We start from the raw sequence: 14,210 nt of genomic DNA on the forward strand, positions 1-14,210 counted from the left end.
GATCACCTCCTTTCTATGGAGAATCGTTTCCTGCAATGGAAACATTCAAATCAGCAGGTACATGTACCTGCGATCGGATATTCAATTCGGTTCATCACGTTCGTGTGAATGAAATGGATATCCTGAACTTACTCACTCGTTGCTCAGTTTTGAGAGTTCAAACTCTCAAGATTCGACGAATGTTTCATTCACACATCGTGTGGAACCGAAATATTCATCGGGCTTCGCTTCGACGAAGCGAATTGCACCTTGAAAACTGGATACCGAAACGAAATTGCGTTTTAGAATATTCCTTTAAGCTGATCTTGTGTAAACAAGTGAAATAAAGGTAGCAGATATCGACATTTTCTTTCTGTGAAAGAAAAGTCTAGGTTAAGCTACAAAGAGCACACGGAGGATGCCTAGGCGCCAGGAGCCGACGAAGGACGTGGCGAACAACGATAAGGCCTCGGGGAGCTGTAAGCAAGCTTTGATCCGGGGATGTCCGAATGGGGAAACCCGGCTGTCTTCATCGACAGTCACTACTCACTGAATTCATAGGTGAGTGAGAGGCAGACCAGGGGAACTGAAACATCTAAGTACCCTGAGGAAGAGAAAACAATAGTGATTCCGTCAGTAGCGGCGAGCGAACGCGGATTAGCCCAAACCAAGGAGCTTGCTCCTTGGGGTTGTGGGACGTCTCACATGGAGTTACAAAGGAACCGGTTAGATGAAGAGGTCTGGAAAGGCCCGCCAGAGAAGGTAAAAGCCCTGTAGTTCAAAACCTGTTCCCTCCGAGACGGATCCCGAGTAGTGCGGGGCACGTGAAACCCCGTATGAATCCGGCAGGACCATCTGCCAAGGCTAAATACTCCCTGGCGACCGATAGTGAAGCAGTACCGTGAGGGAAAGGTGAAAAGCACCCCGGAAGGGGAGTGAAATAGATCCTGAAACCGTGTGCTTACAAGAAGTCAGAGCCCGATCTATGGGTGATGGCGTGCCTTTTGTAGAATGAACCGGCGAGTTACGTTCCCGTGCAAGGTTAAGGTGAAGAGCTGAAGCCGCAGCGAAAGCGAGTCTGAATAGGGCGAATGAGTACGTGGACGTAGACCCGAAACCGGGTGATCTACCCCTGTCCAGGGTGAAGGTGCGGTAACACGCACTGGAGGCCCGAACCCACGCATGTTGAAAAATGCGGGGATGAGGTGGGGGTAGCGGAGAAATTCCAATCGAACCCGGAGATAGCTGGTTCTCCCCGAAATAGCTTTAGGGCTAGCCTCGGAAAGAAGAATCGTGGAGGTAGAGCACTGATTGGGTGCGGGGCCCGCAAGGGTTACCAAGCTCAGTCAAACTCCGAATGCCATAGATTTAGTTCCGGGAGTCAGACAGTGAGTGCTAAGATCCATTGTCGAAAGGGAAACAGCCCAGACCATCAGCTAAGGTCCCCAAGTGTGTGTTAAGTGGGAAAGGATGTGGAGTTGCACAGACAACCAGGATGTTGGCTTAGAAGCAGCCACCATTGAAAGAGTGCGTAATAGCTCACTGGTCGAGTGACTCTGCGCCGAAAATGTAACGGGGCTAAACACACCACCGAAGCTATGGCTTGATGCTTTGCATCAGGGGTAGGGGAGCGTTGAATGCGGGTTGAAGGTGTACCGGAAGGAGCGCTGGACTGCATTCAAGTGAGAATGCCGGTATGAGTAACGAAAAGATCTGTGAGAATCAGATCCGCCGAAAGCCTAAGGGTTCCTGAGGAAGGTTCGTCCGCTCAGGGTAAGTCGGGACCTAAGGCGAGGCCGATAGGCGTAGTCGAAGGACAACAGGTAGAAATTCCTGTACCACCGTAATCCGCTATGAGCGATGGGGTGACGCAGTAGGGTAGTGACGCGGACTGATGGATGTCCGTCTAAGCAGTGAGGCTGATGTGTAGGCAAATCCGCACATCGTAAGGCTGGGCTGTGATGGGGAGCGAAAATTACAGTAGCGAAGGTCATGATCTCAGACTGCCAAGAAAAGCCTCTAGCCAGGAGAAGGTGCCCGTACCGCAAACCGACACAGGTAGGCGAGAAGAGAATTCTAAGGCGCGCGGAAGAACTCTCGTTAAGGAACTCGGCAAAATGACCCCGTAACTTCGGGAGAAGGGGTGCCTCGGTAGGGTGAATAGCCCGAGGGGGCCGCAGTGAAAAGGCCCAAGCGACTGTTTAGCAAAAACACAGGTCTGTGCGAAGCCGCAAGGCGAAGTATACGGGCTGACGCCTGCCCGGTGCTGGAAGGTTAAGGGGAGTGGTAAGCCTTCGGGCGAAGCTATGAACCGAAGCCCCAGTAAACGGCGGCCGTAACTATAACGGTCCTAAGGTAGCGAAATTCCTTGTCAGGTAAATTCTGACCCGCACGAATGGCGTAACGACTTGGGCGCTGTCTCAACGAGAGATCCGGTGAAATTTTAATACCTGTGAAGATGCAGGTTACCCGCGACAAGACGGAAAGACCCCATGGAGCTTTACTGCAGCTTGATATTGAATTTGGGTACGATCTGTACAGGATAGGTGGGAGCCGTAGAACTTTGAGCGCCAGCTTGAGGGGAGGCATCCTTGGGATACCACCCTGATCGTATCTAGGTTCTAACTTGGTACCGTGATCCGGTACGAGGACAGTGTCAGGTGGGCAGTTTGACTGGGGCGGTCGCCTCCTAAAGAGTAACGGAGGCGCCCCAAGGTTCCCTCAGAATGGTTGGAAATCATTCGAAGAGTGCAAAGGCAGAAGGGAGCTTGACTGCGAGACCTACAAGTCGAGCAGGGACGAAAGTCGGGCTTAGTGATCCGGTGGTACCGCATGGAAGGGCCATCGCTCAACGGATAAAAGCTACCCTGGGGATAACAGGCTTATCTCCCCCAAGAGTCCACATCGACGGGGAGGTTTGGCACCTCGATGTCGGCTCATCGCATCCTGGGGCTGAAGTAGGTCCCAAGGGTTGGGCTGTTCGCCCATTAAAGCGGTACGCGAGCTGGGTTCAGAACGTCGTGAGACAGTTCGGTCCCTATCTGTCGTGGGCGTAGGAAATTTGAGAGGAGCTGTCCTTAGTACGAGAGGACCGGGATGGACGTACCGCTGGTGTACCAGTTGTTCCGCCAGGAGCACCGCTGGGTAGCTATGTACGGAAGGGATAAGCGCTGAAAGCATCTAAGCGTGAAGCCCCCCTCAAGATGAGATTTCCCAGTATGTAAGACCCCTTGAAGACGACGAGGTAGATAGGTTGGGGGTGGAAGTGCAGTAATGCATGGAGCTGACCAATACTAATCGGTCGAGGGCTTATCCTAAGATAAGGCGCAATGAGTTTCGGATCCAGTTTTCAGGGTGTAACCTTGAAAGTATGTAGAAGTACATACGACAAGCGTATGGCGATTCATTCACACAATCTGTGATAACCGAATAAGCTTACGGAAGAATTTGCGAGGCAAATTCATGTTTGGTGGCGATAGCGGAGGGGTTCCACACGTACCCATCCCGAACACGACCGTTAAGCCCTCCAGCGCCGATGGTACTTGGACCGCAGGGTCCTGGGAGAGTAGGACGTTGCCAAGCAAATAATAGTATGACTCTGCAAGTCGTACTCAGGTCGTCGAGAATGCCTCGACGGCTTTTTTTATTTTCCCATCATTCAACATAACATCCTATAAGGTATATACTGCGTATATGCAAATTTATGATAGTTACAAAAAAAGGCTGTTCCATGACTTTTAAAGGTCAAAGGAACAGCCTTTTATAATTTAATTTCGTAGACATTTTGGAGGGGAATTTCATTTCGAGCCGAATCTGTCGACTACAGCGAAACGAAGCACTGTTCCCATTGCTCGGTAATGGACGCTTTGTCAAGCTGCTCTCCAATGAGTGTGACATATCCCTGGCTCACCGGAAGTGCGGTGGGCTGCCATTCCAAGTGACTTCCTGAGAATTGCAAAAGCATTGTACCCTCATGCGGAAGCACACAATAACCTTTCGCACGAAGCAGCGAGGAACCTAGCCCAGTCAGGAAGTCTTCTAATCGTTGCTTTTCCAATGGCTGAGGAGAATATTGATGCAGTGTTAAGCTCTCCAGACGAGAAAAGGAATGGGGGAGGTCGTGATCGTGACTGTGGTTTTGACGGTGTGCAGAAATTACTTTGAATGCGGTACTTCTGGAGGCATTGCTAGGTCTTTCGTTATCTTTAGCGGGAATTGGGATAGGCGATGCTTCTGCATCGTTGGGCTGCATCTGTGCCGATGTATGTTGAAATACTTGTACAGGTTTCGGGTCAACCCATACGGAGTTCAGGACAGGTTCCAGCAGTGGTTCAAGGTCAATGCGGCTATACTCAGTAGTTTGCAACTTGGCCGTATCGTTGAGCTTGCGGATGTTCTTGACGACCTTAGCCACTTCACGGCTATTTGCGACATCCGTTTTGTTCACAACAATAAAGTCGGCGGAGCGAAGCTGTCCGTGCAGAGTCCGAACCAGCTCTTTGTCTGCAGTGAAGCGGCTGTTGTATTCATGGAACAGCTCAGCATCCACCACACTGATGCCGTGAACCAGATACAGCCGATCTGCCAGCAGTGGAGAGCGAAGTTCCTCCAACACCTGCTCGGGGTTGGCTACTCCGGTGGTCTCCATGAAGATCACATCTGGCTCTTGGCTGAGCAGGGTGTGCAGTGCGCCAGCCAGCTCATTTCTTTTGCTGCAACAAATGCACCCCTCTAGCAGTCCTTCCACTGTTACGTCAGGCATTTCCTCTGAAATAATAGCGCTGTCTACATCATATTCGCCCATTTCGTTCATTAAAACAGCAGCACGAAGAGGAATCTGACGAGTATAGGCTAACAGCCGCAAAAGTAGTGTCGTTTTGCCGCTTCCAAGAAAACCACTGATTAATATAACAGGAACTTTGTTCATCATTTTTCCTCCTTGGCGGGTTTAGTGTGCCGTATTCAAGCGATCATAGGTTGCTACCGAGTCTGCTTGGGTATAGACATAAGGGGATTCTGGCTGCTTGACAGTCGTTATTTTATCGGATCGAATTTCAAGTACGGGTGCATTATCCTTTTGCGTTGCATGCAGTGTTCCTTCAATAGTCACCCAGGTATCCTTGTCAAAGGACGGAGGGTTCTGGGATTGGACGATAACCCCGAATGGCATGGCATCGGCAGTACAGCACATAACGAGGAACCTTCCTACTGCAAATAGACCTTTACCCGGTAGGTTGTCGTCTTTATAGACAAAGCCAGTCACCTGTACTTTTTTTCCTTGAAAAGCGTGCTTATACAGTTCGATCGCTCCTATAGTTTCGGAAAAAATCTCCGGATGGATCTGTATAATGGGTTGCTGATACAGACGTTTCGCCAGCTCGGCGAATTCTACATTGTACTCATCGGGTGGAACGAACAGCTTATCCAGCGCTTCCTGACTCCATTTTCCCTTTAGAGGGAGCGAAGTTGGTGTGAAAGATGGAGTGGATAAAAGGGAGGCTGCGGGTGTGTTCGTGGTTTGTATGTCTGTTTTTCGTCGGATATCCGGGTTGGGATAGGTGAAGGACATACCTTTTTTGGCTGCCATATCACTGCCAAGCGCCTGATTGGGCAGCAGTGATCCGAACAGCAACGGAATGAGCAGCATTCCATATACGAGAGTTTTTTTGAACCAGCTTTGCGGTAAAGGATGTTCGCAATCGCATACATCTTCACCATCCCGGCTTCCCACGATTACGTGCCATGCCATCGCCAAAGCGATGAATATGAGTGGCACAGGACAGAGTAAAAGCAGCTTTTGCATGTGCGGAGCCAAGTAGTAATGAAGTGCACTTGTGCGATGTAATGTGATGATGTATACAGCTAATCCGATCATGAGCAAGGAGCGCATGCCATATTGACAGCGGATGCTAAAGGTTGAATTCACGTTTGTATTTACCTCCCCAATAACCATTCAGCAGCTATAGATCCCATCAGGACGAGTAAAATAATGAGTAAGCCCAAGATCACGACAAATTTGGTGCGAAAGGTGCTGAGCAGCATGAGTGTGCCTTTGAAATCAAGCATCGGGCCGAGTACAAGAAAGGCTGCCAGCGGACCCAGTGTAAAGGTATGCGAAAAAGCAGTAGCTACAAAGGCATCAGAGGTGGAACATAGCGATAGCACGTAGGCAAAGCCCATCATAAAGGCGTACGAGCCAGCCGTTCCATTGCTTAACGAAAGCATTTCGTCACGTGGGATAAAGGTTTGGATACAAGCTGTCAATAATGCACCGATAATGAGATATTTACTCATGTCTAAAAACTCGTCGCCAGCATGTACAAAAAATCCCCGCCATGTGCGGTTATGCCGATGAGTCTGATTGTTCTGCTTTTGTTGGTTAAAAGAGAGCAAAGACCGTTTGAGCGGATGCACACGCACAAAGGCATATATGATCAATCCGATGGTCGCGGAAACGACAAAGGCCAAACCCATTCGAACGGCAGTGACCTCAGGATGGGAAGGGAAAGCCATCATCGTCGCAGCCAGTACTACGGGATTGATAATAGGTCCGCTTAAGATAAAAGTGATACCCATATAGGCAGGCATTCCCTTGAGCATTAATTGGCGAACGACAGGGATCATGCCGCACTCACAGATGGGAAACAGCATACCTAGCAAGGAGGCGAGCAGGACACCCGACACAGGATGGGCAGGCGCTATTTTACGAATCCATGTCTCCGGTACAAGCCACTGTAAAAGGGATGAAACAAGCACACCGATCAGGAGAAACGGAACAGCCTCCAGAAAAATACCCATAAATACCGTCTTTAATGACTGCAGCTGCCCTATATCTAACAAACGAAGCCACTGAGGAGATAGCGTAATAAGCACAGGGATGAGAAAGGCAAACGGAATCATAAAAGGCAGCATCTTCAACAGCGTACGGTTTTTCATTCCACATCTCCTTGGGAATAAGGGTTCTTATCTACATCCTATGCCTGTGTTGGGACAATCATGCCGCAGGATTATGCTTGAATCACCTCCTATATTGACAATTCAAAGCGTGGTCATATATATTTATGTTTGTTAATAGTAATTATTACGATTAAAATTCGATAAATGATTGCAAGAAGAAAACTTTTACGGTACGATCCATATTAGTGCTGTAAAGACAAGGAGGATTATATGATACCGATTGTTGTTTTATCCGGATTTTTGGGCAGCGGGAAAACAACTCTTCTTCAGCATGCGCTGGCTTACTACAAGGAGCAGGGGCTCAAGCCAGCTATTCTGATGAATGAGTTGGGTGATGTTAATCTGGACGGCAGTTTGGTGAACGACCAAGCCCCCATGAAGGAAATGCTCAGTGGCTGTATATGCTGTACCATTCGCGGAGATTTGGGCGTCGAGCTCATGAATCTTGTCGAGGAATATAAGCCAGATGTGATTATTGTAGAATGTACCGGAGTGGCTAATCCAATGGAGATTGTAGATGCAGTGACAGATGCCTCCATATATTCTTCTATGGTTTTACAATCTGTTATCACGGTCGTGGATGCGCGTCAATTTCTGGATTTCTCCTTGGGTAGTGAGAGAAGCAAGTCGTTTCGTTTGATGCAGGATCAGCTGCGATGTGCTTCCAAACTGATTATTAACAAGACTGATTTATTGGCTGCGGGAGAATTGCAAAAAGTACAGGCCCTTGTAAAAGAATTAAATCCTTATGCTTTGACTGTAAGCACGGAGCGTAGTGACGTAGATTTGGGTGCCTTTTTCTCCATTCAAGGAGAGAAACGGATGGATGTTTCACGGCAAAAGGAGTCCACAGTCGATATCGCGAATGATCATCAGCATGCGGAAGCTCATTTTCACACGTATGGTCATGATGATCATACAGGCCATCATCCTCATGACTATCATGAGCCCGAGCATCACGACCATAAACATGAACACGGAGAGCATTATCATTCCTACGACCATGTAGTTGTTCATACGCATTTTTTTGGACAACCTGTGTCACGCTCCGAGTTTGAACAGTTGTTCCGCAGTTTGCCTGCTGAAATTTACCGGGCCAAAGGAATCGTGCGATTTTTGGAATCGGAGGGTCAAATGATGTTTCAATTTGCCTATCGTGAGCTGGAAATCATCCCGATCCGACCGCAAAAGCCAGTGAACGATGTAGTGGTGATCATGGGCGAGAATTTCTCTGCTTCTGAGATCGGGGAACGATTGAAAAAGCTTGAAGCGGCTGCAAAGCCACTGGCTAGTTCATGATTTCGAGAACAAATAGCGTTTATTCATCCAAGCCTCATTCTCGAGCTGATCTAGCAGGGAAGCCTCCATGGAGATTTACAACAATTCTGCTGCTATTAACTGCGGGACTGGTGCTGTCAGTTACACTTGCGGTCATGCTGGGTCCTGTGGCTGTCGCTCCAGGGACAGTATGGCGAATTGCGCTGTCCCATCTGCCCTGGCTGGATCAGTGGATACCCGTGACATGGACCAAACCGGAGCAATATATCGTCTGGGAAATTCGCTTTCCGCGTGTGCTGCTAGGTGTTGTCGTGGGAGCAGGACTTGCTGTTACCGGAGCGGCTATACAGGCATTAATTCGCAATTCGTTAGCGGACCCCTATATTCTAGGAGTCTCATCGGGTGCTTCAGTGACAGCGACGTTAGTTATTGTGTTTGGAGCTTTTGGATTTTTGGGACGACTTACACTGCCCATATCTGCTTTTACAGGCTCTCTAGCTGCGATGCTTATGGTGTTTGCGTTGGCTCGTGTGGCCGGACGGATATCGACGACCCGCTTGCTGTTGGCAGGGGTGGCGGTATCTATGATGCTGTCGGCTGTGACTAGCTTTATCGTTACGATGGCCCCGAATGAAAAAGGCATCCGTGACGCGATGTATTGGATGATGGGAAGTCTGGCAGGCGCTCAATGGGATACGCTTTTCATTCCAAGCCTTATTATAGCGGTGGGAACGGCTGTCCTTTTGACCCGATGCCGCTCATTGAATGCTTTGCTGACAGGAGAAGAAGCCGCCGTAACGCTCGGTGTGAACGTGCAGGCGTTCCGTGTATTATTGGTTGTTGTCGCTTCCCTTTTAACCGGGGCAGTCGTATCAGTGAGTGGCTCGATTGGTTTTGTCGGGCTTATGATTCCACACATCGTTAGGCTAATAGTGGGATCGGATCATCGGCGTGTCCTGCCTGTCAGCCTGCTTTCGGGAGCTATCTTCGTCGTGTGGGCAGACGTATGTGCCCGGCTCGTGCTGGCTCCACAGGAGCTGCCGATTGGTATTGTAACGGCTGTGTGCGGCGGACCCTTTTTTGTGTGGTTGCTGCGGCGCAGTTCCTACTCGTTTGGAGGCGAAAAATGAATATAGAAGTCGAAGGCGTGACCTTCAGTATTCACGATAAACGATTGATCGACGGTATCAGTCTCCAGGTAAAAACGGGAGAGCTGGTCGGGCTGATCGGTCCAAATGGCAGTGGCAAATCGACGTTGCTTAAGAATATGTATCGTGTGCTAAGACCTGATAGTGGTTTGGTGACGCTGGATGGCCGGGATTTACTACGGATGAAGTACAAAGAGACAGCACGACAAATGGCAGTGGTAAGTCAGGATGCGCCCCAAACGTTTGATTTTTCAGTACGGGACATCGTCCTGATGGGCCGCCATCCTCATAAGAAACTGCTGGAAGCAGATACTGTCTTCGATCATGAACTGGTTGAGCAGGCGCTGGAGCGGGTAGGCATGAATGCTCAAGCGGATCAGGGGTTTGCTACCCTGTCGGGCGGTGAAAAGCAACGGGTATTAATCGCCAGGGCTTTGGCCGGACAAGCGAAATTTCTCATTTTGGACGAGCCGACGAATCATCTCGATATCCGGTATCAGCTGCAAATTCTCGATTTGGTCAAAACACTTCAGATCACTGCTTTAGCTGCACTGCATGATTTAAATTTGGCGGCATGTTATTGTGACCGATTGTATGTATTAAAAGAAGGCAAGGTGGTAGCCTCCGGCATAACAGAGAATGTGCTTCAGCCTGACCTGCTACGCAGTGTATTCGGGGTGGAAACAGAAATTCGCATTCATCCGAAAACCGGGAAACCGAGTATTACCTTTTTACCGGATTCTCTTAGAGGTGGAGACCATCTATGACACTAACAGGCAGAATGGTGATTCGATAAGGTAAGATAAAACTGTGAATGAAAGAGGAGACGTTACATATGAATAAATGTAGCAAACCCGCATTACCGCTGGTTATGCTAGCTTTGGCGATGCTGTTATTATCGGCCTGCGCAGCAGGAAACACGGCTCAAACCACAAATTCATCTGCAAACGGGCAGCAATCTGATGCATCGCAATCAACAACCCAAGAGAAGGCAGTAGAGATTGAGAACATGGGTGTAAAAATGGTATTTCCCGAAGCGCCCAAACGTGCGGTTACATTGAACCAGCATGCGACAGAAGTTATGCTGGCCCTTGGACTGGAATCTTCCATGGTAGGAACCGCCTATTTGGATGATCAGATTTTACCGAAATATAAGACTCAATATGATAAAATCCCGGTTCTAGCCAAACAATATCCGTCCAAAGAGGTGTTTATGGCAGCTGCACCGGATTTTGCCTATGCGGGCTGGAAGAGTGCCTTTAATGATAAAAATCTGGGTTCCCGGGAGGAGCTTGCCCAACAGGGCGTGCAAACCTATGTACAGGAATCCTCCAATAAGCCGGGTCCTATATTAGAAGAAGTATATCGGGATATACTAAATATTGGACGTATTTTCCGGGTTGAGGAGCGTGCAGAAAAACTGGTAAATGACATTCGTGCACAAGTGCAGTCCATTCAGACTCAAATTGGCACGGTTGAACGGGCACCCAAGGTTTTTGTTTATGACAGCGGCGAAGACAAGCCATTTACGGCTGCCAACAATTATCTGACGTCTTTGATTAAAAGTGTGAAGGCGAAAAATATTTTTGATGATATCGATAAAAGTTTTACGGAAGTAAGCTGGGAAGAGGTCGTGAACCGCAACCCTGATGTTATTATTATTCTCGACTACGGAGATACTTCACTGGCGGATAAAGAAAAGCTGCTGTTGAGCAAGCCCGCGCTGGCTGGTGTCGAAGCGATCAAAAACAAACGATTTGTGGTGCTGCCTCTATCCGCAGCGGCTGAAGGTGTGCGAGCACCGATTGCACTGAAAACCTTGGCAGCAGGCTTGTACCCGGACAAAGTGAAATAAACAAACAAAAGAGTTGCCAAAACATTGACGAACCTTGCCTAAACTGTTAAACTTGCTAATGCGTAAAGGTTACGTTTATCAAGCGCTTATTTTTTTATTACCAAATCGTAATAATTACGGTAGATGGTTTAATGATCATAAACGACCTGGAGAATCTGCGCTATGATGACCGCTCAGATGGCTCCAGGCTTTTTAAAGGAAAAGGAGATTTGCGTCATGTTATTGGCCTCATTGGAACAGGTCACATTTGGCTACGGAGATGTTCCTAACTTGGTGGATGCCAATGTTGAAATTTTTTCCGGAGAATTTGTGGCTATTACCGGACCAAACGGTGCTTCCAAATCGACGATGCTCAAGTTGCTGCTCGGTTTACTTCAGCCTTGGAAGGGCAAAGTGTTTATGTCCGACCGTACAGGTGAAGGCAAAAAGCTCGTTGTCGGATTTGTATCACAACAAATTGCTGCCTTTAATGGAGGGTTTCCAAGTACCATCCTGGAATTTGTCCGTTCGGGTAGATATACTCATGGCTCTTGGCTGCGCCGGATGCGGGCTGAGGATCATGATCTGACAGAGCAGGCGCTTCGTCAGGTAGGGATGTGGGATTTACGGCATCGCAAAATCGGCGAATTGTCTGGTGGACAGAAGCAGCGTATTTGTGTGGCAAGAGCACTTGCTCAGGAATCGGATTTGCTCATTTTGGATGAGCCCACGACCGGAATGGATCAGGAAAGCCGACATCACTTCTACGATCTGATGAATCAACAGGTTAAGGAATATGGAAGAACTGTAGTCATGGTTACCCATGGACTATCGGAAGTACAACATTATTTGGATCGTATTATTGAGCTTGAAAGGAAGGAAGATGGCGGATGGAAATGCTGCACTACGACTTCATGCAGCGGGCATTTTGTGCCGGTGGGGTAATTGCACTGCTGGCCTCGGTGCTTGGAGTATACCTGATGCTACGGCGTCAGGCTCTCATGGCGGACATGCTATCGCATGTATCGCTGGCAGGGGTGGCAGCAGGTGCCTATTTAGGGATTAACCCGACGATAACTGGATTTATTGTTGCAGTGATCGGTGCGATTATTGTTGAATACGTCCGCAGATCTTATAAAACGTATAGTGAGATTTCTGTGGCTATTATTATGGTAGGTGGCCTCTCAACGGCTGTTATTTTAATGAATCTGAATCAGAGCATTAACAAAGGCTTTTCCGCTTATTTGTTTGGTTCGGTAGTAGCCGTCAATCAGACCGAGCTGATGTTGATGATCGTTGTGGCTGTCATCGGAGGTATTTTCTTTTTCGTGTTCCGACGGCCTTTGTACCAGATTACCTTTGATGAAGAAACGGCAAAGACCAATGGTCTTCCTGTCAAGTCTATCTCGTTTGCGTTTAGTATTTTGACTGGGATGATTGTAGCCGCCGCCATGCCGATTGTCGGTGTACTGCTTGTCTCCTCACTAATCGTGTTGCCTGCTGCGCTGGCGATTCGAATTGCACCGAGCTTCGCGGCAGCTATCTGGATATCCATGATCACCGCATTGATCGGCGTATTTATGGGATTAACCGCATCATATGAACTCAGTACACCCCCAGGTGGGACGATTGCTATGGTGCTCTTATTATTCCTGATCGTAGGAGCTAGTATTCAAAAGCTGGTCCGTAAGCTTGGCAAGCAACAGGCTTCCCGACGTAAGAATGCGGCAGGTCAGTAAGCGTTTTTTGAAAAATAACACATAAGGAGTTATGAATATGAATACATGGTTCAAAAAATCATTTGTATTATCCGCGGGGCTAGCACTTATTTTGGCCGGTTGCGGAGCTAAATCTGATCATGCAGCCACGAATGCATCTCAAACTGAACCTAATCCGGCACAAACAGCGGACAGTGGTAAAAAGCTGAATGTAGTCACCACTTTTTATCCGATGTATGAATTCACCAAGCAAGTTGCCGGAGACCATGCTAACGTAACCGCGTTGATTCCTGCCGGTGCTGAGCCGCATGATTGGGAGCCAAGCGCCAAGGATATGGCACAGGTTAAGGATGCTGACGTATTTGTATATAACGGGATCGTCGAAGGTTGGGCAGAACAGGCTTTGAGCAGCGCATCGAATGATAAGCGTGTAGTAGTTGAAGCAAGCAAAGGGTTGAACCTGATGGAAGGATCTGCCGAGGAGGAAGAAGGAGAAGAAGCACACGCAGAGGAAGGCCATGATCACGATCATGTGCTGGACCCTCATGTATGGCTTGATCCAGTCTTAGCTCAGAAAGAAGTAGAAGCTATAGAAGCAGGGCTTGTAAAAGCCGATCCTACAAACAAAGCGGACTATGAGAAAAACGCTGATGCTTATATTGCTAAGCTGAAAGAGCTGGATACTGAATTCAAAACGGGTCTGAAAAATGTAAAACGTAAAGACTTTATTACGCAGCATGCTGCTTTTAGCTATTTGGCTAAGCAATATGGTCTGACCCAAGTGCCAATTGCCGGATTATCTCCAGAGCAGGAGCCTACGCCGGACAAGTTGGCAGGTATTATCAAGTTTGCTAAAGAAAATAATGTGAAGACGATTTTCTTTGAAACATTGGTTGATCCGAAGGTCGCTGAGACCGTAGCTACAGAAATTGGTTCGAAAACGGATGTGCTGAATCCGCTTGAAGGACTGACGGATGAAGACAAGCAGAAAAACCTGGATTACCTTGGTGTGATGAAAAACAATCTGGAGGCTTTGAAAAAAGCTCTGAATGAATAAGCAAACTTTAAACGAATAGTTTAAAAAAAGATGTCGGTATGATACCGATGTCTTTTTTTATGTCTGTTTAAGGAGTTGACCCAATGATTCTTCTCACTTTAAATTCTCCTGCATAGTGCTAAGGGTTCATTGAATACCTAGTACTTTGTAATCTTCATACTACAGGAATGATTTACGTCATTGCGAAACGTTTTTATTGAAATTAATGCTGTAGTAGCTAGTTTCAAATTCCTTTTATA

The 14,210-nt window shown here is 48.0% G+C and carries 10 protein-coding genes and 3 rRNA genes (1 of these 13 cut by a window edge); 10 read left to right on the plus strand and 3 right to left on the minus strand.

What is annotated here, in order from left to right; genetic code table 11:
- From ACH59B_RS11310 to rrf, 3 genes are all read left to right on the plus strand, one after another.
- Positions 1 to 13 (plus strand): 16S ribosomal RNA (locus ACH59B_RS11310); it begins 1,541 nt to the left of the window's first position.
- A 357-nt stretch (positions 14 to 370) separates the two neighbouring features.
- Positions 371 to 3,296: ribosomal RNA gene (locus tag ACH59B_RS11315) — 23S ribosomal RNA — on the plus strand.
- A 148-nt stretch (positions 3,297 to 3,444) separates the two neighbouring features.
- Positions 3,445 to 3,561 (plus strand): 5S ribosomal RNA (rrf, locus tag ACH59B_RS11320).
- The 16S, 23S and 5S rRNA genes sit together here, the layout of an rRNA operon.
- 238 nt (positions 3,562 to 3,799) lie before the next feature.
- Here rrf and ACH59B_RS11325 read toward each other — a convergent pair.
- The 3 genes from ACH59B_RS11325 to ACH59B_RS11335 are packed head-to-tail and all read right to left on the minus strand — an operon-like array spanning position 3,800 to position 6,915.
- On the minus strand, positions 3,800 to 4,909 hold the full coding sequence (locus tag ACH59B_RS11325) for a GTP-binding protein (RefSeq protein ID WP_123797148.1): 1,110 nt from the start codon (positions 4,907 to 4,909) through the stop codon (positions 3,800 to 3,802).
- A gap of 18 nt (positions 4,910 to 4,927) precedes the next feature.
- Complete coding sequence (locus ACH59B_RS11330; RefSeq protein WP_117289950.1) at positions 4,928 to 5,905, minus strand: TIGR03943 family putative permease subunit; 978 nt, start codon at positions 5,903 to 5,905, stop codon at positions 4,928 to 4,930.
- A gap of 8 nt (positions 5,906 to 5,913) precedes the next feature.
- Complete coding sequence (locus tag ACH59B_RS11335; protein WP_123797149.1) at positions 5,914 to 6,915, minus strand: permease; 1,002 nt, start codon at positions 6,913 to 6,915, stop codon at positions 5,914 to 5,916.
- A 231-nt stretch (positions 6,916 to 7,146) separates the two neighbouring features.
- Here ACH59B_RS11335 and ACH59B_RS11340 point away from each other — a divergent pair, with 231 nt between their 5' ends.
- From ACH59B_RS11340 to ACH59B_RS11370, 7 genes are all read left to right on the plus strand, one after another.
- Positions 7,147 to 8,235, plus strand: a complete 1,089-nt coding sequence (locus tag ACH59B_RS11340; protein WP_404303771.1) for a CobW family GTP-binding protein — start codon at positions 7,147 to 7,149, stop codon at positions 8,233 to 8,235.
- Positions 8,232 to 9,344 (plus strand): iron ABC transporter permease, encoded by a 1,113-nt coding sequence (locus ACH59B_RS11345; RefSeq protein ID WP_017428463.1) that lies wholly within the window; start codon positions 8,232 to 8,234, stop codon positions 9,342 to 9,344. The genes ACH59B_RS11340 and ACH59B_RS11345 overlap by 4 nt, the downstream gene beginning before the upstream one ends.
- Positions 9,341 to 10,129, plus strand: coding sequence for an ABC transporter ATP-binding protein (locus ACH59B_RS11350; protein ID WP_016818444.1), 789 nt, complete (start codon positions 9,341 to 9,343; stop codon positions 10,127 to 10,129). Before ACH59B_RS11345 ends, ACH59B_RS11350 begins: the two co-directional genes overlap by 4 nt.
- 68 nt (positions 10,130 to 10,197) lie before the next feature.
- Complete coding sequence (locus tag ACH59B_RS11355) at positions 10,198 to 11,217, plus strand: ABC transporter substrate-binding protein (protein ID WP_404303774.1); 1,020 nt, start codon at positions 10,198 to 10,200, stop codon at positions 11,215 to 11,217.
- A gap of 216 nt (positions 11,218 to 11,433) precedes the next feature.
- On the plus strand, positions 11,434 to 12,141 hold the full coding sequence (locus ACH59B_RS11360; RefSeq protein WP_170973163.1) for a metal ABC transporter ATP-binding protein: 708 nt from the start codon (positions 11,434 to 11,436) through the stop codon (positions 12,139 to 12,141).
- Complete coding sequence (locus tag ACH59B_RS11365) at positions 12,087 to 12,935, plus strand: metal ABC transporter permease (protein ID WP_016818447.1); 849 nt, start codon at positions 12,087 to 12,089, stop codon at positions 12,933 to 12,935. The genes ACH59B_RS11360 and ACH59B_RS11365 overlap by 55 nt, the downstream gene beginning before the upstream one ends.
- A gap of 37 nt (positions 12,936 to 12,972) precedes the next feature.
- Complete coding sequence (locus ACH59B_RS11370) at positions 12,973 to 13,971, plus strand: metal ABC transporter substrate-binding protein (protein ID WP_016818448.1); 999 nt, start codon at positions 12,973 to 12,975, stop codon at positions 13,969 to 13,971.
- The last annotated feature ends 239 nt before the right edge of the window (positions 13,972 to 14,210 follow it).

The sequence above is a fragment of the Paenibacillus sp. DP01 genome, assembly GCF_044784315.1.
Classification (GTDB): domain Bacteria; phylum Bacillota; class Bacilli; order Paenibacillales; family Paenibacillaceae; genus Paenibacillus; species Paenibacillus polymyxa.

What these genes read in the sequence shown, in the direction of transcription:
- ACH59B_RS11325 (WP_123797148.1), bottom strand. Translation starts at nt 4,909, where the DNA reads ATGATGAACAAAGTTCCTGTTATATTAATCAGTGGTTTTCTTGGAAGC.
- ACH59B_RS11335 (WP_123797149.1), bottom strand. Translation starts at nt 6,915, where the DNA reads ATGAAAAACCGTACGCTGTTGAAGATGCTGCCTTTTATGATTCCGTTT.
- ACH59B_RS11340 (WP_404303771.1), top strand. Translation starts at nt 7,147, where the DNA reads ATGATACCGATTGTTGTTTTATCCGGATTTTTGGGCAGCGGGAAAACA.
- ACH59B_RS11345 (WP_017428463.1), top strand. Translation starts at nt 8,232, where the DNA reads ATGATTTCGAGAACAAATAGCGTTTATTCATCCAAGCCTCATTCTCGA.
- ACH59B_RS11350 (WP_016818444.1), top strand. Translation starts at nt 9,341, where the DNA reads ATGAATATAGAAGTCGAAGGCGTGACCTTCAGTATTCACGATAAACGA.
- ACH59B_RS11355 (WP_404303774.1), top strand. Translation starts at nt 10,198, where the DNA reads ATGAATAAATGTAGCAAACCCGCATTACCGCTGGTTATGCTAGCTTTG.
- ACH59B_RS11360 (WP_170973163.1), top strand. Translation starts at nt 11,434, where the DNA reads ATGTTATTGGCCTCATTGGAACAGGTCACATTTGGCTACGGAGATGTT.
- ACH59B_RS11365 (WP_016818447.1), top strand. Translation starts at nt 12,087, where the DNA reads ATGGAAATGCTGCACTACGACTTCATGCAGCGGGCATTTTGTGCCGGT.
- ACH59B_RS11370 (WP_016818448.1), top strand. Translation starts at nt 12,973, where the DNA reads ATGAATACATGGTTCAAAAAATCATTTGTATTATCCGCGGGGCTAGCA.